Here is a 22,835-nt window from a genome sequence, read left to right as displayed (position 1 = left end):
ACCATGGCGACGCAAAGTCCGGGTAAATGGCTGGTCGTAACGGAGTATCGGAAAGGCAACGCGCGCGGTGAACGCCGTCGGCCTCCCGGACGTACTCCTGGTCGCACCCCTGGACCCCCGGTCGTACGAGACCCCCGATACGGAGCCGCCCCGTGCCCCAGCAACGGCGTACCCGCCCCGGCCGTCCCGCCGCCACGCCCCTGTCCGCCCGGCTGGCCCGGGGTGCCGCCGTCGCCGGGAGCCTGGCCCTGCTGCCGCTGACCGCGGCCTGCGGCGGGGGAGGGGAGGAGGCGGCCGAGGACAACCCGTCCGCCGGAGCTTCCACGGTCTCCGCGCAGCAGGCCGGGGTGGTGGCGCCCGCCAAGGTCGAGGTCATCGCCGGGCTGACGGGCTGCACGGCCACGATCCGCGTGCAGGCGGAGGAGTTGCGCGAGGGCAGTTGCCACACGGCGGCCGGGGACTACCTCATCACCACGTTCCCCGAGGACAGGCTCCTGGAGGTGTGGCTGGACAGCGCCGGCTCCTACCAGGGCACGTACCTGGTCGGCACCCGCTGGGTGGTCAGCGGCCGGCCGGAGACACTCAAGGCGTTGCGCCCGAAGCTGGGCGGCGACATCGTCCGGCTGACCGGCCCGGCGGGCCCGAGCGTGCCCTAGAGACGGCGGCCATCATGAGGGGCCTGGAACAGGCTCTGAAACCGGACTGAAGCCGAACTGAACCGGCCCGGCCGCAAGCTCTGCGGCATGACTTCGACATCGACTGACGACGAACTCGCCATCGCGGCGACCGGGTTGCGCAAGTCCTACGGGGACAAGAGCGTCCTCGACGGCATCGACATCCAGGTGCCGGCCGGCACGGTCTTCTCCCTCCTCGGGCCGAACGGCGCGGGCAAGACCACCGCCGTCAACATCCTCTCCACCCTGATCTCCGCCGACGGCGGCGAGGCCCGGATCGCCGGCCACGACCTCACCGCCGAGGCCCAGAAGGTACGGGCCGCGATCGGCGTCACCGGCCAGTTCTCCGCGGTGGACGGGCTGATCACCGGCGAGGAGAACATGCTCCTGATGGCCGACCTGCACCACCTGCCCCGCGCCGAGGGCCGCCGGGTGACCGCCGAACTCCTGGAGCGATTCGACCTGGTGGACGCCGCGAAGAAGGCCGCCTCCACCTACTCCGGCGGCATGAAGCGACGGCTGGACATCGCCATGACGCTGGTCGGCAGCCCGCGGATCATCTTCCTCGACGAGCCCACCACCGGCCTCGACCCGCGCTCCCGCCACACCATGTGGGGGATCATCCGCGAACTGGTCTCCGGCGGCACCACCGTCTTCCTCACCACCCAGTACCTGGACGAGGCCGACCAGCTCGCCGACCGCATCGCGGTGCTCAACGGCGGCCGGATCGTCGCCGAGGGCAGCGCCGAGGAGCTCAAGCGGCTCGTCCCGGGCGGCCACGTACGGCTGCGGTTCTCGGACCCGGTCGCCCACGAGCAGGCGGCGACCGCACTGCGCGAGGCCGCCCGGGACGACGAGGCGCTCACCCTGCAGATCCCCAGCGACGGCAGCCAGCGCGAGCTGCGCGCCATCCTCGACTGGCTTGACGCCGCCGGCATCGAGGCCGACGAACTCTCCGTGCACACCCCGGACCTGGACGACGTGTTCTTCGCCCTGACCGGCAGCCCCGTGACCGCCGACGCGACCACCACCGCAGCGACCACCACCGACAAGGAGACCGCCCGATGAGCACCGCCGGCCTCGCGTTCCGCGACAACCTGACCATGCTGCGGCGCAACCTCCTGCACGCCCGCCGCTACCCCTCCCTCACCCTGAACCTCCTGCTCACCCCGGTCATCCTGCTGCTCCTCTTCGTCTACGTCTTCGGCAACGTGATGAGCGCCGGCATGACCGGCGGTCACGCCGACCGGTCCCAGTACGTCAACTACCTCGTCCCCGGCATCCTGTTCCTGACCGTGGCCATGACCTCGCTCGGCACCGCGGTGTCCGTGGCCACCGACATGACCGAGGGCATCATGGCCCGGTTCCGCACCATGGCGATCTCCCGGGCCTCCGTCCTCGTCGGCCACGTGATCGGCAGCGTGATCCAGACGCTGATGGCCCTGGTGCTGGTCCTCGGCATCGGGCTGGCCATCGGCTTCCGGCCCGACGCGTCCCCGGTGGAATGGCTCGCGGCGGCCGGACTGATGGCCCTGGTCAGCCTCGCGGTGACCTGGCTGGCCGTGGGCATCGGCCTGATCAGCCCCAACGCCGAGGGCGCGAGCAACATCGGGACGCCCCTGGTGATGCTGCCCTTCCTGTCCAGCGCGTTCGTGCCGGTGGACGCCATGCCGGGCTGGTTCCGCTGGTTCGCCGAGTACCAGCCGTTCTCGCCCTTCATCGAGACCCTGCGCGGGCTGCTGCTGGGCAGCGGGATCGGCACGAAGAACGCGGTGCTGGCCCTCGGCTGGTGCGCCGTGCTGATCGTCCTGGGCTACCTCTGGTCCAGGGCGACCTTCAACCGCGAGCCCCGGCAGTGAGCGCGTGCAGGGCCGCCGACCGCAGCTGATCCCGCCCCAGGGCCGCGTATTCCGACCTCGCGTCGGCGTACGCGGCCCCGTCCGCGTGCTCGGCCGCCTGCCGGGACCGCGCCGAGGACAGCGTGGGCAGGTCCCGCATCACCGGCAGCCGCTCCGCGAGCGCAAGCAGCCGCACCGCCGCCCTGTCGCCACGGGCCAGCCCGGCGTGGCCGAGCGCCAGCAACACCGAACCGTAGACGGGCAGTTCCAGCAGATCCCCGGCCCCCGGCGCACCGGAACCCGGGCCGGAACCCGGGCCGGAACCCGAGCCGGTGCCGGTGCCGGAACCCGAGCCCGTGCCGACGCCGGAACCCGAGCCGGTGCCGACGCCGGTGCTGGTGCTGGTGCCGACGCCGGCGCCGGTCAGCATGTCGAGCAGGCGTTGCCGCAGGGCGTCCGCCAGGTGGGTCACCGGCTCCAGCCGGTCGTGCTGGGCGTGCGCCGCGAGCGCCGCCGCCTGCACCTGGAGCGCCCAGGACTCCAGGAAGGGATCGTCCGCCGCCAGCCGGCTGGCCTCCCGGATCCCCCCGGCCGCCTGCCGCCACAGCCCGAGACCGACCTCGGTCAGCCCCCTGGCCAGCGCGATCTCGGCACGGGCCTGGAGCAGTTCGGGGCTGAAGGGCTTGGCCGACTCCGGCTGCCGGTCCGGGGCGGCCAGGCCCAGCCAGTACTCCGCCTCGTCGATCTCCCCGCGTTGCAGGCACGCGGACACCAGCCCGTAGCGGATGCCGATCGCGTCCGACCAGCCACCGACCTCGCCGATCCCGTCCGCGGCCCGCAGGTGCTCGTACGCCTCCGCGCCGCGCTCCGTCTTCAGGCACAGCTCGCTGATCCGTCCATGGGCGAGCAGCATCATGATCGGATTGCCGAGCGGCGCCACCGCGGCGAGCATCCGGCGCGCGTGGTCGAGCGCGCGGTCCGTGTCGTCCGCGGCCTCCCAGAGATAGCTGGCGACGCCCGCCGCCATGCCCGCCAGCAGCGGTTCGTCGGCGTCGCACAACTCTCGCAGCCGGGTCCAGTCGGGCGGACGCATGTCAGGGACGGCGGACAGCACGGTGGCCAGCGCCCGCATCACGGTGTCCGCCGGGGCGGGCGGCAGCCGGCGCAGCGTGACCAACTGGCGTACGGCGTGCGGGCCGTAGCCCATGAAGAGGCCGGCCGTGCAGATCGCCGCCGCGCTGCGCAGCGCCTCCACGTCCTCGGGGTGCTCCGGCCCCGGGCGGAACCGGGACAGCGGCCCGCCGGTCTCGGCGGCGAGGGTGACGAACCGGGTGTAGCTGTTGCCGACGGACCACAGGGAGGCCAGTACGGCGGTGAGCGAGGCGATGGCGGGGCCGTCGTCCCGGGCCAGGGCGTGGCGCAGCGCGAGGACGAGGTTGTCCTGCTCGGCGCGGACCCGGTCGAAGGTGACCACCGCGTCGTCGCCGAACATCGCGTCGTGGCACGTCCGGCCGAAGTCCCGGGCCCAGGACAGGAAACGGTCCGTGACCACCGCACCCTCGCCCGCCTCGTCCCGGCGCGCGGCCCCGAACTCCCGCAGTGTCTCCAGCATGTGGAAGCGGACCCCGGAAGGGCTCTCCCCCACCTTGATCAGGGACTGGGCCGCCAACTGCTCCAGCAGATCCAGCGCGCTCCCGTTCTCACCCCCGCCCCCGCCCGCGCCCCCGCCTCCGCCCCCACTCCCGTGCTCGCCGAGCGCGTACTCCGCGGCGTGCGCGTCGAACCCGCCGGGGAACACCGACAGCGCGCGCAGCGCCGCCCGGCCCTCGGGCTCCAGCAGGTGCCAGCTCCACTCGACGACCGCCTGGAGCGTGCGGTGCCGCTCGGGCGCGTCCCGGGCGCCGCCGCGCAGCAGCGCGAACCGGTCCTGGAGCCGACGGGCGATGTCGGCGACGGACAGCACCCGCACCCGGGCCGCCGCCAGCTCCACGGCCAGCGGCAGCCCGTCCAGGTGCCGGCAGATCTCGGCCACCTGCGCCTCGGGCAGCTCCACACCGGGTCGCGCGGCCCGCGCCCGCTGCCGGAAGAGCTCGGCGGAGGTCGCCGGAGACAGCTCCGGCAGGGCGTACACGGACTCCGAGGTCAGCCCCAGCGGAGCCCGGCTGGTGGCCAGGACCCGCAGCTCCTTCGACCGCGACACCAGCGCCTGTACGAGGGCGGACGCGGCGGCGACGACATGCTCGCAGTTGTCCAGCACCAGCAGCGCGGGACCCGTGCCCAGCGCCGCGACGATGCCGCTCACCGCGTCCTTGCCGCCCGCGGGTGGCCGGCTGTCCGAACCCCCGACGGCCGAGGCCACCTCGTCGGCCACGTCGTCGCCCGCGGTGACACCGGCCAGGGTCACGAAGTGCACGACGGGCTGTTCGGCCGCCCGGCTCACCGCGTGCGAGAGCCGGGTCTTGCCCAGTCCGCCGGGGCCGACGACGGTGACCACCCGGGCCGTCCGCAACAGCCCGGCCACGGCGGCGACGTCGGCGTCCCGCCCCAGCAGCGGGTTCGGTTCGTGCGGCACGCCGTGCCGGGCCGCCGGTACCTCCGCGCGCAGCAACTCCTGGTGCACCGCGCGCAGTCCGGGCCCCGGATCCGCGCCCAGCTCGTCACGCAGGCGGCGCCGGTAGGCGTCGTACCGGGTCAGCGCCTGCGCCCGGCCCGCGGTGGCGGCCTCGCAGCGCAGCAGCTCGGCGAGGACCTCCTCGTCGCGCGGCAGCTCCCGGGCCAGCTCGGCCAGCGGCGCGGCGGCCTCCGCCCGCCGTCCCACCCGGGCCAGCGCCAGCGCTCGCGCGCGCGTCAGCGCCCGGTGCACCCGCACCCGTGCCACGCGCAGCGCCACCACCGGATCGTGCAGGTCCTCGTCCGCCCCGGCGCCGACGTTCCCGTCCCACAACGCCAGCCCCGCCTCCGCCTGCGCGAGGGCTCCGTCGTGGTCCCCGGCGCGCGCCCGCTCGGCGCTCGCCGCCTCGTACAGCGCCAGCGCGACGGCGTCGACCTGCGTCCCGTCCAGCGCCAGCCGGTACCCGGTCGGCGTGCTCACGATCAGCTCGGCGCCCAGCTGCGACCGCAGCCGCGACACCAGGACCTGCACCGCCTTGCCCGGCCGCTCCGGCAGCTCGTCCGGCCACAGCCCCTCCACCAGCCGTCCGGTGCTGCACCCGGTGCGCAGGTCCGCCGCGAGCAGCGCGAGCAGGCCGCGCAGCCGGGGTGCGGTGATCTCCCGGTCACGGCAGACGACGCGGGGCAGCAGGATCAACTCGGTGGTCACCCGTGCAGATTAGTGCGGGCGCGGTCTCCGCTGCCGTCCCCGGCCGAAGGTACTTTCGAACGACGCGGACGCGGCCTCCTGACGCCACTGGACGGCGGCCCGCGCGCTGGTGTCCAGCAGTCGGCGGCACTCGGTCCCCGGCGGGAGTCCGGTGCCGGGGAGCCGGCCGGCGCAGGCCGCCACGGGCCGGTACCCGTCCCGCGCGGGGTTGCCACGCCACAGACTGCGGCCCGGCAGGAAGGCGTACTGGAGGGAGGCCCGGGCCAGGTCCTTGAGCTCCGGGTACGTCAGGCCGTAGGCCCCGCTGGCGTACTGGTACTCGTGGCTGATGTCGGTGCGGGAGACGCCGGGGTCGTCGGTGGCCAGGACCACCGGGACGCCGTAGGCCCGGTAGGTGTCGAAGGGGTGCTCGGCGCCGCGGACGCCGAGGATCTGCGCGTTGCTCGTGAACGGGACCTCGACGGCGGTGCCCCGGGCGGCCATCGCACGCGCCGTGCGCCGCCAGTCGTCCTCGTGGAGGAGGTCGACGCCGTGCCCGACGCGGTCGGCGCCCGCGACGCGCACGGCCGCCGCGACGTGGAACCGCAGCTCCGCGGGTTCGACCAGGCCGGCCCACAACTCGCCCGCGTGCAGGGTGACATGGGCGTGCGGGTAGACCGTCCGCAGGTACCTCACCATGCGCATGTGCAGGCCGTAGTCCGCCAGCGCGACCGTCCCGTCCTCGGGCTGGACGAGGTCGACGGCGACGAAACGGGGGTCGCGCTCGGCCAGCCGCATGCCGAGTGCCAGCTGGGTGAAGACCCGCTCGGGTGGCTCGCCGCGGAAGGCCTGGTAGATCCGGCGCACGGTCAGCGCGCAGCCGGGGCGCGGGTGGGGGGTGCCGCAGCGGGCGGTGGCACGGAACTCCGCGTCGACGCCGTCCGTCTCGGTACGCGCGTCGGCCACCAGCCGGTCGAGCCCGCCGCCCGCGGCGAGCTTCGCGTGCAGGGCGGCGAGGTCCGGGTCCCAGCCGACGTCGTCGCCCAGCCGGGCGGCGGCGTCGGAGGCCGGGTTGACCATCGTCTCCAGGTACGACTGGTGCTGCGCCGCGACCGAGGCGGCGACCTGGGCGAGCACCCTGCCCTGGTTCCGCGAGGCGACCAGGCCGAACTTGTCGAAGGTGGCGAAGAAGTGGTCGTGACCGCTTCGTTCCGGCGGGAAGTCCCGCATCGACCAGGCGCGCAGGATCGCGTCGTGGAAGCCCCGGTCGGTACGGGCGTCCACGGCCGGGCGGGCACCGGGACCGCACGGCGGTACGACAGCGGTCAGCGTCGCCGCGTCGACGCACAGCCCGTCGTCGCCGGCCAGCTCGACCAGGTACTCGGTACGCACCGCACCGAAGAGATGGTTGTGCAGGTCGCCCCCTTTGGGCAGCCGAAGGAAGAAGCGCCGCGACAGCCCCGGATCCGACCGCACGGACCGCAGGTACGCGGCGACGGGGGCTTCGGCGGGGGTGGGGGGCCGGGGGGTGGCACGGGTGGCGGGGAGGGGCGACGGGCGGATGGTGGGGAGTGGCGAGGGGCGGGCCAGTGCCTGTGCCGTCGGGACGAGGCTCAGGGAGAGCAGGAGGGAGAGGGCGGCCAGGGCCGTGCGGCGGAGGGAGCGCGCGGTGGGCGCGGTGCGCGTACCGTCGTGGGTCGTCACGCAAGGATGGTCGTCGGACCGGTTCGGCCGCGACGCCCCAGCCACGCCCCACGCTCGACGACGCCACCCGAGCGGGCGCACCGCGCGACCGGCTCGGCGGGCGACGCTCCCCGGCCGACGGCACGCCCCGCCCGCGGTCTCGGCGCCGCCCGGGACAACCGGTCGAACCGACTGTCCCAGCCGCGTCACCTCCGGGTGCCGACCGGTGGCCCCCTACCTGCGGGAGCCGCACCCCGGGCAGAACGCCGCGCCGTCCGGTACGGCCGCGGAGCAGGAGGCGCACTGTGCGGACTGGGCCAGTTGGTGGCCGCAGCCGGAGCAGAAGGCGGCGCCGTGGGTCTCGGTACGGCAGTGCGGGCAGACCAACTGCCGTGGCGTGCTGGGGTCGTACCCCTGCCCGGCCTGCTGCCCCGCGGCGTACGCCCGCTGTGCGGCCATGTCGTTGAGGCCGCGCTGCTGGGCCGCCATGGCCTCGGCCGCGGTGTCCGGCGCGCAGCGCAGGCACAGGCCCTGGGCCGCGTTCCAGCAACGGCCGCACACGTAGTCGGTGCAGCGCGCGCAGCGGTTGAAGTGGCCCTGCGCGTTGCCGATCGCCCGCTCGAACGCCTGGTCGCGGGCGCGCCCGTAACCCGCCCCCGCGAGCCCGTCGGCGGCCGAGGTCAGACCGGTGCCGGTGCGCCCCAGCAGCCCCCACGCGACGTCGACGCCCTTGCGCAGCCAGGTGGCCGCTCGCTCGCCGCCGTACGGCTCGAACGGCGAGCGCCAGGTGTCGTAGCAACGCGCGCACGAGAACTCGAACTGGAAGCCCGCCCCGGTCCCGTTCCGCTCGCACAGATCCCGGTAGTTGTTGCTGAAGTAGATCTCGCCGCTCATGTGGTCCCCCCACAGATCAGGCCAACGGCATACATGCCGTACGACGCTGGGAGCACGGTACTGGTTCTGGCCATGGCCGATGACATCAGGCCATGTCGGTACTCGTGTTCGGCGTCGGTGCCGGCGCTCAGCCCACCGTGGCCGCCGGGTCCGCCGGGGCGGGGGCGTCGCGCAGGCCCAGGCGCAGGTGCTCGACGTGGTAGAGGGCCTGCTCCAGGAGTTCGGCGACGTGGTTGTCGTACAGCGCGTAGATGACCGAGCGGCCCCGGCGCTCACCGGTGACCAGGCCGAGGTTGCGCAGCAGGCGCAACTGGTGGGAGCAGGCGGACTGTTCCATGCCGACGGCGTCGGCCAGTTCCGTCGCCGCGCACGGACCCTCCTGGAGGCGGGCCAGGATGCGCAGGCGGGACGGGGTGGCCAGCGCCTGGAGCGTGGCGGCCACATCGCCGGCGCCGACGGTTTCCAGGCGCTCGCGTGCGGTGGCGGGGGTGGTGGTCCGTCCGTCAGCTCCATGGCCCATGGGTTTCATCCTACGGACCAGCAGACATGAACGCATGAATGAGTCTTCATGTGGTCCTGTACGGTGGAGGGAGCGGTCCCCGGCCCCCGGCGGCCCGCACCTCCGTCATGCCCCCCATGAAGGACCCCCCTGATGACCTCCACCCTCGCCCCGCCGGTCACGCCCGACCGGACCGCCGACGCGCGCGCAGCCGCCGCACCCCGGCGCCGTACGCGGGTCCTCGCGCTGCCCGAGGCGCGCTGGGCGGCGCTGGCCCTGGTGCTGTTCCTGGTCGCGCTGCCCCTCCAGCTGACCGGCGCCCCGGCCTGGGCCTGGGGCCCGCTGTACGCGCTGACCTACGCGGCCGGCGGCTGGGAACCGGGCTGGGCCGGGCTCCAGGCCTTGCGGGAGAAGACCCTCGACGTCGACCTGCTGATGGTCGTCGCGGCGCTCGGAGCGGCGGCGATCGGGCAGGTCACGGACGGCGCGCTGCTGATCGTCATCTTCGCCACCTCCGGCGCCCTGGAGGCACTGGCCACCGCCCGCACCGCCGACTCGGTGCGCGGCCTGCTCGACCTGGCCCCGGTCCTGGCCACCCGGGTCGCGGCCGACGGCACCGAGGCCGCGGTGGCCGTCGCGGAACTGCGTGTCGGCGACACGGTCCTGGTACGTCCCGGCGAGCGGGTCGGCGCCGACGGCCGGGTCCTGGACGGGGCGAGCGAGGTCGACCAGGCGACCATCACCGGCGAACCGCTCCCGGTCGCCAAGGAGAAGGGCGACGAGGTCTTCGCGGGCACCCTCAACGGCACCGGCGCGCTGCGCGTCCGGGTCGAGCGCGACGCCTCCGACTCGGTGATCGCCCGGATCGTGCGCATGGTGGAGGAGGCCTCGGAGACCAAGGCGCCCACCCAGCTGTTCATCGAGAAGGTCGAACAGCGCTACTCGCTCGGCATGGTCGCCGCGACCCTCGCCGTCTTCCTGGTCCCGCTCGCCTTCGGGGCCGCGCTGACCGGTTCGCTGCTGCGCGCCATGACCTTCATGATCGTCGCCTCGCCGTGCGCGGTCGTCCTGGCCACCATGCCGCCGCTGCTGTCCGCGATCGCCAACGCCGGCCGGCACGGGGTGCTGGTCAAGTCCGCGGTGGTCATGGAGCGGCTCGGCGAGGTCGACGCGGTCGCGCTGGACAAGACCGGCACGCTGACCGAGGGCACCCCGCGCGTCACCGACGTCCGGCCGCTGCCGGGCTCCGGCCTGGACGAGGCCGGGCTGCTCACGTCGGCGGCCGCGGCCGAGCACCCCAGCGAACACCCGCTGGCCCGTGCCGTCGTGGACGCGGCACGGGAGCGGGGCCTCGCCCTGCCGCCGGCCGAGCACTTCGGCTCCACGCCGGGGGTCGGTGTGTGGGCCACCGTGGACGGGCGCCGGATCGGGGTCGGGTCACCGACGCGACTGCTCGAAGGGGCGGGCGCCGAGGACGGTGACCGTTCCACCGCCGGGGCCACCGGGGCCACCGGGGCCACCGGGGCCACCGGGGCCACCGGGGCCGCAGGGGCCACCGGGGTCGCAGGGGTCGCAGGGGTCGCAGGGGTCGCAGGGGTCGGGGTCACCCCGGCCACCGGCGTCGCAAGGGCTGCCGGAGTCACCGGGGCCACGGAGGCCGCCGAGGTCACGGAGGCCGCCGAGGTCACCGAGGTCACCGAGGTCACCGGCAGTCTTGAGGACGGCGGCCGTACCGCCGTGCTCGTCACCGTGGACGGGACGCCGGTCGGTGTGCTCGGCGTCGCCGACCGGCTGCGCCCGGACGCGGCCGCCACCGTCGCCTCCCTCGCCTCGCTCACCGGGGCGGCCCCGCTCCTGGTGACCGGCGACAACCAGCGGGCCGCCGCCCGGCTGGCCGCCGAGGTCGGCATCGAGGACGTGCGTGCCGGACTGCTGCCCGAGCACAAGGTGCACGCGGTCCGGGAGCTGGAGGCGGCCGGACGCAGGGTCATGGTCGTGGGCGACGGCGTCAACGACGCGCCCGCGCTCGCCGCCGCCCACACCGGCGTCGCGATGGGCCGGGCGGGTTCGGACCTGGCACTGGAGACGGCCGACGCGGTGATCGTCCGGGACGAACTCGCCACCGTCCCCGCCGTGGTCGGACTGTCCCGGCGGGCTCGCCGGCTCGTCGTGCAGAACCTGGTGATCGCGGGGATGTTCATCGCCGCCCTGGTCGTCTGGGACCTGGCGGGAACGCTGCCCCTGCCGCTCGGCGTCGCGGGCCACGAGGGCTCCACCGTCATCGTCGGCCTCAACGGCCTGCGCCTGCTGCGCGAGGCCGCCTGGCGGCGGGCGACCCGGTGAGCCGCCGCAGGACGCCCGCCGCCCGGACGGCACCGGCAGTGGCGCCCCGGTGCACGGTCACGGTGTGCCGAGGCTGCTGCTGCGGCACGGCCAAGGTTCCCGGCGTGGACCACGCCGCCCAACTGGCCACGCTGCGCACCGACTTGGCGGGCACCGCCCAGGTCCGGGTGGTCGACTGCCTGGACGCCTGCGAACAGGCCGACGTCATCGTCGTCCAGCCGTCACCGGCGGGGCGCGCGGCGGGCGGCCGGCCGGTGTGGCTCGGCCTGGTCAACGACCCCGGGGCGACCGCCGACATCGTCTCCTGGGTCCGGGCCGGGGGCCCGGGTCTGAGCGACCCGCCGGAGATCCTCGACCTGTACGGGTTCAGCCCGTCACGCCGGATCCGCCGAGGCGTCGAGGACTGAACCGGCGGCCGCCCCGGCGCCGGTGCCGTGCTCCGCTACAGCGGCGTGGCCGCGTACAGGAGGAGCAGCAGGGTCAGCGCCGAGTTCGCGGAGAACATGGCCGACAGCAGGGCGCCGGCCGCGGCCGTCCACACGGCCAGGCCCGCGGTGGTGAAGAGGGACGGCCAGCTGCGCACGGCGGGTGCCGGGGCGAGCAGGGCGGCGACCCGGCGCGGGAGCGGGCCCGGCGCGGCCAGGCCGGCCAGCGTGGGGGCGGGCGTGCCCCGCGAGACGAGGGCCGCCGTACCGATCGCGCGGGCGACGGTCCTGCGGCTGCCCACGGCCCCCGCGGCCTCCTCGTCGGCCCAGCGCTCGGCCGTGTAGGCCACCGCGGTCCGCAGCGGAAGCAGGAACGGGTTGGCGCAGGCGGCCAGCCGGACGAGCAGCAGGTGCCGGTGGTGACGGGCCGCCAGGTGGGCGCGCTCGTGGGCGAACAGGGCCCGGCGCTCCCGGGAGGCGAGGTGGGCGAGCATCGCCGTGGACACCACGATGCGGTCACGGGGGCCGCCCGGCAGCGCGTAGGCGTAGGGCTGGGCGTCCGGCAGTACCGCGACCTCGGTGGCCGGTAAGCCGTTCAGCGCCGCGTGGGCCTCTCCCCGTACCCGGTGGTGCCGCAGCAGTGTGCGGGCGCCGGCGGCGAGGACCGCGAGCAGGGCCGGGATGGCCGCCTTCCCCACGATCTCGTGGCGCGGCACGCTGTCGCGCACCTCGGGGTCCGACCAGCCGTCGGGCAGCGGATTGCCGGGGAGCTGCGCGGTGCCGACCACCATCAGCAGCGCCAGGCACACCGTGCTGCACAGGGCCATCACGACGGCCACCCAGGTGAGGAGGGTGGTGGCGGAGCGCGGGTGCAGACGCTGTTCGGCCAGCCGCGCGATCGGCCACGCGGTCAGGGGCAGGACGAGCGGAAGGAAGACGAAGATGCCCACGGACGCGCTCAGTCCTCGCCGTCCGCGTGCCGCAGCAGGTCCCGCAGCAGCTGCTCGTCGTCCTCCGGCAGCGTGGTGATGAAGCTCGCCAGCACCGCCCGCCGGTCCTGCTCGCCGTCCAGGACCCTGCGCATCTTCAGCGCGGCGAGCCCCGCCTCGTCGGCGGCGGCCATCCACACGAACGACCGGCCCTCGCGCCTGCGGGTGACGGCCTTCTTCGTCAGCAGCCGGGCCAGCACCGTCATCACGGTGGTGTAGGCGAGGTCGGACGTCAGACGCTCCTGCACCCAGCTCGCCGGCACCGGCCCCTCGGCCCGGTGCAGCGCCGCGAGCACCTGGGCCTCCAGCGCGCCCTGCGGCCTGCGCCGACCGCGCGGACCATCCGGCTCCGCCACCTGAAGTCTCCCTCTCCCGCCCGGCTTCTCGTGCCGGGGAGCGTCACATCGTACAAAGCGGTGAACAGGGGTGCCTCACACGGTTCTTAGTCCGTCTCCGGTAGAAGGGTGCGGGACCAGGCGGGAGGAAGGGTCAGGAATGTCCGATTCCCGGGCGTCGACACGCAGGCGATGGCTCGTCGTGGCGGTCCTCGCCCTCGCCGCGTACATCATCGTCCGGGCCGCCCACACCCCGCAGGGCGACTCGACGCCCCCGGCCGGCCACGCGACGCCCGGCGCGTCCCCGTCCGCTGCGGCGACCGCCTCCTCTTCCGCCACCTCTTCTCCCGCCTCTCCCCCCTCCCCGTACGACCCCGCCGACTACGCCCCCCAGGTGCGCAGCCGGGCCCGGCAGGCCGCCGTGAGCGGCCAACTGGTCATGGCGATCCTCTACAACGAGGCGTACAAACCGCACGACCCGGCGTTCGAACGAGCCTGGCAGAAGCTCAAGCCGGACGCGGCTTTCGGCATCGCCGACATGCACCGCGCCACCTTCGACGAGGTCAAGCAGGGCCGCGACTTCGCGGACCAGAGCTGGGAGCACCTGCCCGACGACCGGGACCTCGCGATCGAGGCCGAGGCCTGGTACCTGCACGACCTGGCCGCCCGGCTGCCCGCCACCTGGGCCGCCCCGTACACCAGGAACGACCTGCTGGCCCTCGGCTACAACACCGGCCCGGCCAACATGCTCGCGTTCGCCCGCGGCGCCACCCCGGGCGACCAGGCCCAGTCCTACCTCGACGAACTGCATGCGAACTGGGCCAAGGCCGGGCGGGCCGTCAACTCCGACTGACCGGCCACCCCTGACCGGCCACCCGCTATGGTTGCAAGGTTGCGCAATGATGTAACTCGGCGTGATCCGGTCCTGATGTCGGGGGAGGAAGGACGTGCATGCCGCACGGAGACATTCGGCGCGAGCGTGAGGCGAACCTGCGGCTGGGGGCCGCCCTGGCCGAAGTCGAAGGCCTGTACTCGGCGTTGCTGAGGGCGGGCTCCGCGGGCCGCCGCCGACGCCTGCGGGCGGAACTGGCCCGGGCGGCCGACAGGCTCGCGAAGGTGGCCGCCGCTCCGCCGGGGCCGCCGTCCGTGGCGTCCGGGGTGCGGCGCTCGCGGTGGGGCCGCAGGCGGGTCCTGGCCGAGCGCGGCGCCGCGTGGATCACCGCCCGCTACGGCCGCCCCGGCCCCGGGTCCTGAGCGTCCCGCTCCTCCGGCTCGCTCAAGTTCTCCTGGAGAGTGATCACCGAACAGGCTCGCCGTCCGGCCGAGTCGACCGGACGGCGGGCGGGCGCGACAAGGAGCCGGGGCAGCGCGGTGCCGGAGCAGTACCACCAGAGGAACGCCGTCGAGTTCCGGTCTTGCGGTCCACCAGACGCTGGACGACCTCGAACGCGACCTCGCCCGGGCGTCCTGCGCGCACCCGTGCGCCGTCCCGCACGAGCACGTCACCCCGGGCCGCCGGCCCGACCCGGAACAGGTCGCCTGAGGCGGCGCGCGTCTCTTTGCACGTGCCCCTGAGTAAGTCGGCTTTCCGTGTCGTCCGGTTCCGGAGTTCCGGTGATTTCCGGAGGCATTCGAAGCACGGGGAGTGCCCTGCGGCACGGCAGCCGGAAATGCGCCCCCGCGCCGGCGGTTCCGGCGATTTCCGCCCGGACGCGCGGGGTACGTCCTGGGTGCCCTGCGCACGGCGCGTGGGAGCCGCGGGCTTCGGAAATCTGGAGGGACGTCATGACGCCTGAGATGGAGAACGCCTTCGCGGCGATCAGGAGTGAGTACGGTCCGGATTCGATCGCCAGGGTCGAGGAGATGATGGCGGCCGGTAAACAGCGGCGGCACCCTTTACAGGCCGGCGCCAAATGGATCCTGCCCGGCATTTCCCAGCAGCCCTGGCACGACCCGTACGGACACCCGGAGCTGGCACCGGTGGTGCGCGCCTTCGAGGACCATCACGCGGCTGTGAAAAAGGAGTTGGAGGACGCCTGGGCCGATCGCAGGACGGCGTTCTCCGACTACGAGCACTACCTCACCCGCCAGTCGGACTGGCAGGCCCTCTATCTCTTCCGCAAGGGTGCGCTGGTGGGCGAGTCGGCGGAATCGGTTCCGACCGCCTTCGACGTGCTGAAGCGGGAGGCGGTGGACACCGGGAAGCTGTGCCCGCTGCTGGAGTGCCACTTCTCGACCCTGCTGCCGGGCGCGTCCGTCGCCCCGCACTGCGACCTGTGGAACTTCAGCATCAACCTGCATCTCGCCGTCGACATCCCCGAAGGGTGCGGTATCACCGTCGCGGGCGAGACGCGGACGTGGCAGGAGGGCAAGTGCCTGCTGTTCGACTACTCCTTCGAGCACGAGGCATGGAACCGCGGCACCCGCCCCCGCACCTGCCTGCTGGTCGACCTCTGGCACCCGGAGACCACGGTTCCGGAACGGCGGGCGCTCGTCGCGCTGATCACCGCCATCCGCACGCTGATGGGAGAAGCGTGAGGAGAGGGATGAGGAGAAGGGTGAGGAGAAGGGTGAGCGGGCGCGCCGTCCGTCCGGCTACCACCGGGCCGGGACCGTCTGCGCCTCGACGGTTATCCGCCCGGAGGTCCGGAACCACAGGTCGACGCTGATCGTGTCGCCCACGTTCAGCAGGGGCGGGTCGAGGACCATCACATCGATGGTGAACGGCGACATGCGCACCTCGCTGCGTGCGGGGACGACGAGGGACTGAACCGGCTCCATGCGGCCGGTGCCGTCCTTCGAGACGTTCCGGCCGAGCATGGCCACCCGCAGCGAGGGGGAGGAGACGGACTCCAGGGTGTCCGCCGCGGCCCCGGTGTTCGTGATGTCGAAGAAGGCCGCGGTGGTCGCGGCGTTGAGCGGTGCGAAGATGCGGCCGTTGCCGACGCTGATCCTCGCGGGGGGATCGCCGGCCGCCCCCGTGGTGGTGTAGGCGGTCAGGAGCAGCAGCGCCGCCGCGCACGCGACGAGCGGGACCAGCGCCGCGCGCAGGGCGCCCGTGACGCCGTGACGCCAGGGGGACGCCGGACTGTCCGGTACCGGGCTCATCGGGCGGCCTCCAGGGCGGGAGCCGGGCGGGAGCCGGAACCCCGGGTCGTGGGGGTGTAGGCCCGTAGCTGAAGGCTGTTGACGACCACGAGGACGGAGCTGCACGACATCGCCAGGGCGGCGAACATCGGGTTGAGCCAGCCGGTGGCCGCCAGCGGCACGGTGACCGCGTTGTAGCCGAAGGCCCAGACGAGGTTGGCACGGATGGTGGTCAGCGTCCGGCGCGTCAGGCGCACGGCCGCCACCACCGCCTGCATGTCCTCGCGTACGAGGGTGATGTCGGCGGCGCCGATCGCCGCGTCGGTGCCGCCGCCCATGGCGATCCCGAGGTCGGCGCGGGCCAGGGCGGCCGCGTCGTTCACCCCGTCGCCGATGACGGCCACCCGGCATCCGTCCGCCTGGAGGCCGGCCACGATGCCGGCCTTGCCCTCCGGGGTGACGTCGGCGTGCACCTCGTCGATGCCCACCTGCCGGGCCACGGCTCGCGCGGCGACGGGGCTGTCGCCGGTCACGAGGATCGGCTCGACGCCCAGCTCCCGCAGGTGCCGTACGGCCGCGTAGGCGGCGGGACGCAGCGTGTCGCCGACGGCGAGGACGGCGGCCGGACAGCCGTCGACCTCGACGACCACCGCGGTGCGCGCGGCGGCCTCCGCCCGGTCGAGGGCCTCCTCCAGCTCCTCCGGCAGCGCGGCGCGGCTCCTGGGACGCCCGACGGTCACCCGGTGTCCGTCGACGTCGCCGCTCACGCCCGTCCCGGGCACGGCACGGAAGCCGGACACCGGTGGCAGCTCTCCGTCCTCGGCCGCCTGGCGTGCGGCGGTGGTGACCGCTCGGCCGATGGGGTGCTCCGAGCCGTATTCGACCGCCCCGGCCAGCCGCAGGACCTCGTCGGCCGCCACCCCCTCGGCCACGGTCGTCTCGGCCAGGGTCATGTGTCCGGTGGTCAGGGTGCCGGTCTTGTCGAACACGATGGTGTCGATGCCCTGTAGCCGTTCCAGGGCCTCGGGGCCCCGGATGAGCACACCGAGCTGGGCACCGCGCCCGGTCGCCGCCAGGAAGGCCGTCGGGATGGCCAGGCCGAGCGCGCACGGGCAGGCGACGACGAGGACGGCGACCGCCGCCGTCACGGCCGCCGCTCCGTCCGCGCCGGCGCCGAGCCAGAAGCCGAGGACGGTGCACGCCACGGTGACGATGGCCGGTACGAAGACGCCCGCGACGGCGTCGGCGAGCCGCTGCATACGGGCCTTGCCCGCCTGGGCGTCGGTCACCAGCCGGGTGATCCGGGCGAGTTGGGTGTCCGCGCCGACCGCGGTGGCGCGTACCACCAGCAGCCCGCCGACGTTGATCGCGGCGCCCACCACCGCGGAGCCGGGACCCACCTCGGCCGGGGTGCTCTCGCCGGTCACCAGGGCCAGGTCCAGGGCGGAGTTGCCCTCGGTCACGACCCCGTCCGTGGCGACCTTCTCGCCCGGCCGCACCACGAACTCCTGCCCGACCCGCAGCTCGGCGACGGGGATCCGGCGACTGCGTTGCGCCGCGGTCAGCTCGACGTCCTTGGCGCCGAGTTCGGCGAGGGCGCGCAGGGCCGATCCGGTGCCGCGCTTGGCGCGATCCTCCAGGTAGCGGCCCGCCAGCACGAAGAGCGGCACGCTCACCGTGGCTTCCAGGTACAGGTGCGCGCTGCCGGAACCGGCCCCGGGCAGCACGCTGAACGGCATCCGCATACCGGGCTGTCCCGCGCCCCCGAGGAACAGGGCGTACGTCGACCAGGCGAAGGAGGCCAGGACGCCGAGGGAGACCAGGGTGTCCATGGTCGCCGTCGCGTGCCGCAGCCCCTTCAGGGCCCGCTGGTGGAAGGGCCAGGCGCTCCATCCGACCACCGGTGCGGCGAGGTTGAAGCACAGCCACTGCCAGTTGGTGAACTGGAGGGCCGGAGCCATGGACAGCACCAGGACGGGCAGCGAGAGCGCCGCGGTGATCAGCAGGCGCCGGAACTCGTCCGGGCCCGTGGCGCCCGGGGAACCGGATCCCGGGGCCGCCCCGTCCGCCTTCTTGGCCGGTGGCAGCTGGGCGGTGTAACCGGCGCCCTCCACCACGGAGATCAGTTCCTGCGGGGACACCGTGCCGGGATGCGAGACCCGGGCCCGGCCGGTGGCCAGGTTGACCGACGCCGACACCCCTGCCAGGCGGCACAGCTTCTTCTCCACCCGTCCCACGCAGGCGGCACAGGTCATCCCGCCGACCAGCAGATCGGTGGTCGTCACCGTCCCGTCCGACGTCGCACGGCGGTCGGTGTCCGTCATCGGCTGACCACCGCCCCGTCCCCGACCGCACCCAGGCCGTGCATGTCGGACATCCCCGGCTCCCGGTCCTGCTCCGCCGGCACCGTCCGGTGCATGCCCGGCGCCACCGGGCCCGCCATACGGCCGGCGCCGTACGACAGCGACGTCAGCGCGACGAGCAGGAAGAGGAATCCGAGCAGTGCCGGGGGGAGGGGAAGACCGCGTTTCGAACTTTCCATGGGGTCATACGGTAGGGGGGTATCGATCCGGATGGCCGCCCCCGCGTGTGTGACAAAAAACCTCGATGTCGCCGGGAACTGAAAGGACCTGCCGAACGACTCCTTTTCAAGGGGTCGTTTCTCGATTTTCGAAATATCGCACCAGGCGTCGGCCGGCACGATACCGAAATCGGCCATCCGCGGCGCCTGGCGGATCGGCTTGAAAGGCTGGAACCGGAGGGCGCGTCCGGCCGACCCTTCGATGGGGTACGGGGATGTCCCATCCGTTCCGGTAAGGCTCCGCAGTCCTCCGTGAGCTGGGCGGCCCGGTATTCACCTGTGCTTTCTCTTTCACCGCGCGGCGGACCCGGCATTCGCAAGTTCATCTTTCAAAGAACAGGCGAACGATTCCGGCAACCCGTTCGCAAGCCAGTCCGAAATCGGGGGAGAGTGCTTGTCGGGGCGGGCGGAAGTGAGCCACGATCCCGGAGTGAGCCGCCGTCCTGATCCATGGGGCGGATTCTTAGGGGGAGCGGTCGCGCAATGCCTGCTGTGAAATCACCGTCCATACCGTCACGCCGGCGCCTCGGACTGCCGCTGCTGGTCCTGGCCACCGCGCAACTGGTCATCTCGCTCGACTACAACATCGTCTACGTCGCCCTCCCCAGCATCGGCAGCGGGCTCGGCTTCTCCGGACAGGACCTGCAGTGGGTCGTCAGCGCCTACGTCGTGACCACCGGGGGGTTCCTGCTGCTAGGCGGACGGGCGACCGATCTGCTGGGCCGGCGGCGGGTCTTCGTCGTGGCCGCCCTGCTGTACGCGGTCTCCTCGCTGGTCGGCGGCCTTGCGGAGTCGGCAGGCGTGCTGGTCGCCGTACGCGCCGTCCAGGGCGTCGGCGGGTCACTGCTGTTCCCGGCCGCCCTGTCGCTGATCAACACCCTGTACGAGGAGGGGCCGAGCCGTAACCGGGCGCTCGCCGCCTGGGGGGCCGCCGGAGCCGGTGGGCTGTGCTTCGGCTCCCTGCTGGGCGGTGTGCTCGTGGACGCCTTCGGCTGGCCCGCGGTCTTCCTGGTCAACGTCCCGCTGGCCGGTGCCGTCGCCCTGGCGGGATCCCTTCTCTTCCCCGCGGACGGTCCGCCGCCCGGACAGCGGAACTTCGACCTCCCGGGCGCGCTGACCGCCACCGTGGGCATCACCCTGCTCGTGTTCGTCCTCGTCCACGCGCCGGAAGCCGGCTGGGGGAGCCGTACCGTCCTGGGCTGCGCGGCCCTCTCGGCGGTCTCGCTCGCCCTGTTCGCCGTCATCGAGACCCGGGTCGGCGCCCCGCTCACGCCCGGCCACCTGTTCGGCCACCGCGGCCTGCTCGGCGCCATGGCGCTGACCGCGCTGTTCAGCGCCACCTTCAGTTCGCTCCCCTACTTCCTGACCCTCTACTTCCAGACCGTGCACGGCTACAGCGCGATGGCCACCGGAGCCGCCTTCCTGGTGCCCGCCCTGGTGGTGGCCGTGGGGACGGAGGCGGGTGAGCGTGCCGTGTCCGCGCTGGGCCTGCGCACCGCGCTGCTGTGCGGCATGGCGCTGGGAGCCGTCGGCGCCCTGCTGCTGGCGCTCGCCCTCGGCGACCACGGCTCCTACGCGCGCCTGCTGCCCGGCATCGTCCTGCTGAGCCTCGGCCAGGGCGCGACCTGGACCGGCATGTGGATCGCGGCCGCCACCGGTGTCCCGGCCGAGGACCAGGGCGTCGCGTCGGGGCTCGCCTCCACCACGCTCCAGGTGGGCGGCGCGGTGGGACTGGCCGTCCTGGTCGCCGTCGCCGGCACCGGAACCCACGCGTCGACCACGGGCGGACTGCTCGACGGGGTCAGGCAGGCCGTGTACGTCATCACGGCCGGAATCGGCCTCGGCGCCGTAGCCCTGCTGCCCTTTCGGGGGCGAGCGGCGCACTGACGGCCGCGTCCCCTCCTCAGGGCCTCCGGCCCTCGCCTCCCGGCCACTCCCCCTAGGAGCCCCCTGTGCCTTCTACCACTGACCGACCGGTCAGTTTCTCCACCCGCCCGCGCGCCGACCGTGCCGCGGTCCTGTGCGGCCTCGCGGGCTGGCTGCCCCCGCGGGTCGTGACCAACGACGAACTCTCCCAGCGGCTGGACACCACCGACGCCTGGATCCGGACCCGTACCGGAATAGGCCGCCGCCACATCGCGGACCCCGGGCAGGCCACCTCGGACCTGGCGGTGGAAGCCGGCCGCCGGGCGCTGGCCGCCGCACACAGGGAACACGTGGACGCCGTGATCGTCACCACGACGACCCCGGACCGCCCGTGCCCCGCCACCGCCCCGCTCGTGGCGAGCAGACTCGGCCTGACGGGAGTGGCGGCCTTCGACGTCGGCGCCGTGTGCACCGGGTTCATCTACGGCCTGGCCTCGGCGGCCGGGCTGATCACTGCCGGAGTCGCCGACAGCGTCCTGCTGATCGGCGCGGACACCTACTCCACCATCGTCGACCCGCAGGACCGCACCAACGCGATCATCTTCGGGGACGGGGCCGGAGCCGTCGTCCTGCGCGCCGGTGACGCCGGCGAACCCGGCGCCGTCGGCCACTTCGACCTCGGCAGCGACGGCACCGGCGAAGAGCTGATCACCGTGGCGGCCGGCGGCTCCCGGCAGCGCTCCACGCCCGGACCGGTCGATCCACGGGACCGGCACTTCTCCATGCGCGGCAAGGAGGTCTACCGGCACGCGGTCACCCGCATGACGGCCTCCGCCCGTGCCACCCTCACCCTGGCCCACTGCAAGGTCGACGAAGTCGACCACCTCGTCCCCCACCAGGCCAACCTGCGGATCCTGCGCACGGTGGCGGACGACCTCGGACTGCCCGCGGAACGACTGGTCGTCAACGTCGACTCCGTGGGCAACACCGGTGCCGCGTCCATCCCGCTCGCGCTGGCGGACGCGGACACCCAGCACATCCTTCAGCCGGGCGAACGCCTGCTCCTCACCGCGTTCGGCGGCGGCCTCACCTGGGGGTCCTGCCTCCTGACCTGGCCCGCCCCGCCCCGGACCAGCCACCCGCACGACTCAGGAGGAACGCAGGCCGTATGAGCGCCACCTACGACCGACTGGTCGAGATCGTCACGAAACTCCACGACGCGCCCACGGACCGGATCAGCCCCGAGGTCACCTTCGCCCAACTCGACGTCGACTCACTGACCCTGGTCGAGATCAGCCTGCGCATCGAGCGCGACCTCGGCGTGCACATCGACGACAACGAACTCCAGGAAGACCTCAGCCTCGCCGCCACCACCAAGCTCATCGAATCGAAGCTCGACCGGTAACCAAGCCCTCGACACCCCACGGAGAGCAGGGACATGGAGATCACCGAACGCAACGGGCAGGCCATCGGCGCGACCGTCGCGGGATTCGACCACGCGGCCGCTTCCCAGCAGGACGTCGACGCCGTCAAGGCGGCGGTCTACACCAAGAAGATCGTCGTGCTGAAGGACCAGGACCTGACGCCCCGGCAGTTTCTCGAACTCGGCAAGCGGTTCGGCCGACCCGAGACGTACTACGAGCCCATGTACAAGCACCCCGAGGTCGAGGAGATATTCGTCTCCTCCAACGTGCCCGAGGACGGCAAGCAGATCGGCGTCCCGAAGACCGGGAAGTTCTGGCACGCCGACTACCAGTTCATGCCCGACCCCTTCGGCCTGACCTTCATCTACCCCCAGGTCATCCCCGAGAAGAACCGCGGCACGTACTTCATCGACATGGGCAAGGCCTACGAGGCGCTTCCCGAGGACCTCAAGAAGGAACTGGCGGGGACCTTCGCCGAACACTCCGTGCGGAAGTACTTCAAGATCCGGCCCACGGACGTCTACCGGCCCCTCTCCGAGATCATCGAGGAGGTCGACACCAAGACCCCGCCGGCGGTGAAGCCGACCACGTTCACCCACCCCATGACCGGCGAGACGGTCCTGTACATCAGCGAGGGCTTCACCCTCGGCCTCCAGGACGAGCACGGCAAGCCGCTGGAGACCGACCTGCTGCACCGGCTCTTCGAGGCCACCGGCCAGCTCGACGACACCTTCGCCCACCCCAACATCCACCTGCAGACCTTCGAGAAGGGCGACCTGCTGGTCTGGGACAACCGCAGTCTGATCCACCGCGCCCGGCACACCACCACCCCGGAGCCGACCGTCTCCTTCCGGGTGACCGTCCACGACGAGCGCAAGCTCTACGACGGGGCCGCGTGA

At 73.4% G+C, this 22,835-nt stretch carries 21 protein-coding genes; 12 read left to right on the top strand and 9 right to left on the bottom strand.

Features of this window, described 5'->3' with window-relative positions; genetic code table 11:
* The first annotated feature begins 152 nt into the window (after window positions 1–152).
* From AB0958_RS04645 to AB0958_RS04635, 3 genes are all read left to right on the top strand, one after another.
* Window positions 153–656 carry a hypothetical protein gene (locus AB0958_RS04645; RefSeq protein WP_366888831.1) on the top strand — a complete coding sequence of 168 codons (504 nt, stop codon included), beginning with the start codon at window positions 153–155 and terminating at the stop codon, window positions 654–656.
* 87 nt (window positions 657–743) lie between these two features.
* Window positions 744–1,742: an ATP-binding cassette domain-containing protein gene (locus AB0958_RS04640; RefSeq protein ID WP_366888830.1), complete on the top strand. Its 999-nt coding sequence runs from the start codon at window positions 744–746 to the stop codon at window positions 1,740–1,742.
* A complete protein-coding gene (locus AB0958_RS04635; RefSeq protein WP_366888829.1) occupies window positions 1,739–2,533 on the top strand; it encodes an ABC transporter permease in 795 nt (264 codons plus the stop codon). The genes AB0958_RS04640 and AB0958_RS04635 overlap by 4 nt, the downstream gene beginning before the upstream one ends.
* Here the strand turns inward: AB0958_RS04635 and AB0958_RS04630 are convergent.
* The 4 genes from AB0958_RS04630 to AB0958_RS04615 all read right to left on the bottom strand — a co-directional run bounded on the left by AB0958_RS04630 (window position 2,511) and on the right by AB0958_RS04615 (window position 8,907).
* Window positions 2,511–5,831 carry a BTAD domain-containing putative transcriptional regulator gene (locus tag AB0958_RS04630; protein ID WP_366888828.1) on the bottom strand — a complete coding sequence of 1,107 codons (3,321 nt, stop codon included), beginning with the start codon at window positions 5,829–5,831 and terminating at the stop codon, window positions 2,511–2,513. The two genes, AB0958_RS04635 and AB0958_RS04630, sit on opposite strands and share 23 nt — an antisense overlap.
* A gap of 9 nt (window positions 5,832–5,840) precedes the next feature.
* Window positions 5,841–7,514: an adenosine deaminase gene (locus AB0958_RS04625; RefSeq protein ID WP_366888827.1), complete on the bottom strand. Its 1,674-nt coding sequence runs from the start codon at window positions 7,512–7,514 to the stop codon at window positions 5,841–5,843.
* A gap of 213 nt (window positions 7,515–7,727) precedes the next feature.
* The gene (locus AB0958_RS04620) at window positions 7,728–8,387 is read right to left on the bottom strand and encodes a zinc ribbon domain-containing protein (RefSeq protein WP_366888826.1); all 660 of its coding nucleotides are present in this window, start codon (window positions 8,385–8,387) and stop codon (window positions 7,728–7,730) included.
* A gap of 127 nt (window positions 8,388–8,514) precedes the next feature.
* Window positions 8,515–8,907 (bottom strand): metalloregulator ArsR/SmtB family transcription factor, encoded by a 393-nt coding sequence (locus tag AB0958_RS04615; RefSeq protein WP_366888825.1) that lies wholly within the window; start codon window positions 8,905–8,907, stop codon window positions 8,515–8,517.
* A 132-nt stretch (window positions 8,908–9,039) separates the two neighbouring features.
* Between AB0958_RS04615 and AB0958_RS04610 the strand changes: the two genes are divergently transcribed.
* Entirely contained in the window at window positions 9,040–11,229 is a 2,190-nt protein-coding gene (locus AB0958_RS04610) for a heavy metal translocating P-type ATPase (protein ID WP_366888823.1), read from the top strand.
* Window positions 11,226–11,636, top strand: a complete 411-nt coding sequence (locus AB0958_RS04605; RefSeq protein ID WP_366888822.1) for a (2Fe-2S) ferredoxin domain-containing protein — start codon at window positions 11,226–11,228, stop codon at window positions 11,634–11,636. Before AB0958_RS04610 ends, AB0958_RS04605 begins: the two co-directional genes overlap by 4 nt.
* Before the next feature lie 35 nt (window positions 11,637–11,671).
* On the opposite strand, the gene AB0958_RS04600 is transcribed toward AB0958_RS04605, so the two are convergent.
* Window positions 11,672–12,604, bottom strand: coding sequence for a M56 family metallopeptidase (locus tag AB0958_RS04600; RefSeq protein ID WP_366888821.1), 933 nt, complete (start codon window positions 12,602–12,604; stop codon window positions 11,672–11,674).
* A gap of 8 nt (window positions 12,605–12,612) precedes the next feature.
* Window positions 12,613–12,999: a BlaI/MecI/CopY family transcriptional regulator gene (locus tag AB0958_RS04595; RefSeq protein ID WP_358978884.1), complete on the bottom strand. Its 387-nt coding sequence runs from the start codon at window positions 12,997–12,999 to the stop codon at window positions 12,613–12,615.
* A 139-nt stretch (window positions 13,000–13,138) separates the two neighbouring features.
* Between AB0958_RS04595 and AB0958_RS04590 the strand changes: the two genes are divergently transcribed.
* From AB0958_RS04590 to AB0958_RS04580, 3 genes are all read left to right on the top strand, one after another.
* Entirely contained in the window at window positions 13,139–13,831 is a 693-nt protein-coding gene (locus AB0958_RS04590; protein WP_366888820.1) for a lytic transglycosylase domain-containing protein, read from the top strand.
* 98 nt (window positions 13,832–13,929) lie between these two features.
* A complete protein-coding gene (locus AB0958_RS04585; protein WP_358978880.1) occupies window positions 13,930–14,232 on the top strand; it encodes a hypothetical protein in 303 nt (100 codons plus the stop codon).
* A 531-nt stretch (window positions 14,233–14,763) separates the two neighbouring features.
* Window positions 14,764–15,516 (top strand): aspartyl/asparaginyl beta-hydroxylase domain-containing protein, encoded by a 753-nt coding sequence (locus AB0958_RS04580; protein ID WP_366888819.1) that lies wholly within the window; start codon window positions 14,764–14,766, stop codon window positions 15,514–15,516.
* Window positions 15,517–15,573: 57 nt separating this feature from the next.
* On the opposite strand, the gene AB0958_RS04575 is transcribed toward AB0958_RS04580, so the two are convergent.
* The 3 genes from AB0958_RS04575 to AB0958_RS04565 are packed head-to-tail and all read right to left on the bottom strand — an operon-like array spanning window position 15,574 to window position 18,607.
* Window positions 15,574–16,086 (bottom strand): copper chaperone PCu(A)C, encoded by a 513-nt coding sequence (locus AB0958_RS04575; protein WP_366888818.1) that lies wholly within the window; start codon window positions 16,084–16,086, stop codon window positions 15,574–15,576.
* A complete protein-coding gene (locus tag AB0958_RS04570; protein ID WP_366888817.1) occupies window positions 16,083–18,389 on the bottom strand; it encodes a heavy metal translocating P-type ATPase in 2,307 nt (768 codons plus the stop codon). Before AB0958_RS04570 ends, AB0958_RS04575 begins: the two co-directional genes overlap by 4 nt.
* A complete protein-coding gene (locus AB0958_RS04565; RefSeq protein ID WP_366888816.1) occupies window positions 18,386–18,607 on the bottom strand; it encodes a hypothetical protein in 222 nt (73 codons plus the stop codon). The genes AB0958_RS04570 and AB0958_RS04565 overlap by 4 nt, the downstream gene beginning before the upstream one ends.
* Before the next feature lie 522 nt (window positions 18,608–19,129).
* Here AB0958_RS04565 and AB0958_RS04560 point away from each other — a divergent pair.
* The 4 genes from AB0958_RS04560 to AB0958_RS04545 all read left to right on the top strand — a co-directional run bounded on the left by AB0958_RS04560 (window position 19,130) and on the right by AB0958_RS04545 (window position 22,835).
* Window positions 19,130–20,533: an MFS transporter gene (locus AB0958_RS04560; protein ID WP_366888815.1), complete on the top strand. Its 1,404-nt coding sequence runs from the start codon at window positions 19,130–19,132 to the stop codon at window positions 20,531–20,533.
* A 65-nt stretch (window positions 20,534–20,598) separates the two neighbouring features.
* Window positions 20,599–21,684, top strand: coding sequence for a beta-ketoacyl-ACP synthase III (locus AB0958_RS04555; RefSeq protein WP_366888814.1), 1,086 nt, complete (start codon window positions 20,599–20,601; stop codon window positions 21,682–21,684).
* Window positions 21,681–21,917, top strand: a complete 237-nt coding sequence (locus AB0958_RS04550) for an acyl carrier protein (RefSeq protein ID WP_366888813.1) — start codon at window positions 21,681–21,683, stop codon at window positions 21,915–21,917. Before AB0958_RS04555 ends, AB0958_RS04550 begins: the two co-directional genes overlap by 4 nt.
* A 33-nt stretch (window positions 21,918–21,950) precedes the next feature.
* Window positions 21,951–22,835, top strand: coding sequence for a TauD/TfdA family dioxygenase (locus tag AB0958_RS04545; protein WP_366888812.1), 885 nt, complete (start codon window positions 21,951–21,953; stop codon window positions 22,833–22,835).

The organism is Streptomyces sp. NPDC006655 (genome assembly GCF_040703965.1).
Classification (GTDB): Bacteria; Actinomycetota; Actinomycetes; order Streptomycetales; family Streptomycetaceae; genus Streptomyces.
Note: the sequence above shows the minus strand (reverse complement) of the source record. Positions and strands in the feature narration are given on the sequence as shown.

What these genes read in the sequence shown, in the direction of transcription:
- AB0958_RS04565 (WP_366888816.1), bottom strand. Translation starts at nt 18,607, where the DNA reads ATGGAAAGTTCGAAACGCGGTCTTCCCCTCCCCCCGGCACTGCTCGGA.
- AB0958_RS04580 (WP_366888819.1), top strand. Translation starts at nt 14,764, where the DNA reads ATGACGCCTGAGATGGAGAACGCCTTCGCGGCGATCAGGAGTGAGTAC.
- AB0958_RS04550 (WP_366888813.1), top strand. Translation starts at nt 21,681, where the DNA reads ATGAGCGCCACCTACGACCGACTGGTCGAGATCGTCACGAAACTCCAC.
- AB0958_RS04575 (WP_366888818.1), bottom strand. Translation starts at nt 16,086, where the DNA reads ATGAGCCCGGTACCGGACAGTCCGGCGTCCCCCTGGCGTCACGGCGTC.
- AB0958_RS04585 (WP_358978880.1), top strand. Translation starts at nt 13,930, where the DNA reads ATGCCGCACGGAGACATTCGGCGCGAGCGTGAGGCGAACCTGCGGCTG.
- AB0958_RS04610 (WP_366888823.1), top strand. Translation starts at nt 9,040, where the DNA reads ATGACCTCCACCCTCGCCCCGCCGGTCACGCCCGACCGGACCGCCGAC.
- AB0958_RS04635 (WP_366888829.1), top strand. Translation starts at nt 1,739, where the DNA reads ATGAGCACCGCCGGCCTCGCGTTCCGCGACAACCTGACCATGCTGCGG.
- AB0958_RS04590 (WP_366888820.1), top strand. Translation starts at nt 13,139, where the DNA reads ATGTCCGATTCCCGGGCGTCGACACGCAGGCGATGGCTCGTCGTGGCG.
- AB0958_RS04545 (WP_366888812.1), top strand. Translation starts at nt 21,951, where the DNA reads ATGGAGATCACCGAACGCAACGGGCAGGCCATCGGCGCGACCGTCGCG.
- AB0958_RS04560 (WP_366888815.1), top strand. Translation starts at nt 19,130, where the DNA reads ATGCCTGCTGTGAAATCACCGTCCATACCGTCACGCCGGCGCCTCGGA.
- AB0958_RS04615 (WP_366888825.1), bottom strand. Translation starts at nt 8,907, where the DNA reads ATGGGCCATGGAGCTGACGGACGGACCACCACCCCCGCCACCGCACGC.
- AB0958_RS04620 (WP_366888826.1), bottom strand. Translation starts at nt 8,387, where the DNA reads ATGAGCGGCGAGATCTACTTCAGCAACAACTACCGGGATCTGTGCGAG.
- AB0958_RS04570 (WP_366888817.1), bottom strand. Translation starts at nt 18,389, where the DNA reads ATGACGGACACCGACCGCCGTGCGACGTCGGACGGGACGGTGACGACC.
- AB0958_RS04640 (WP_366888830.1), top strand. Translation starts at nt 744, where the DNA reads ATGACTTCGACATCGACTGACGACGAACTCGCCATCGCGGCGACCGGG.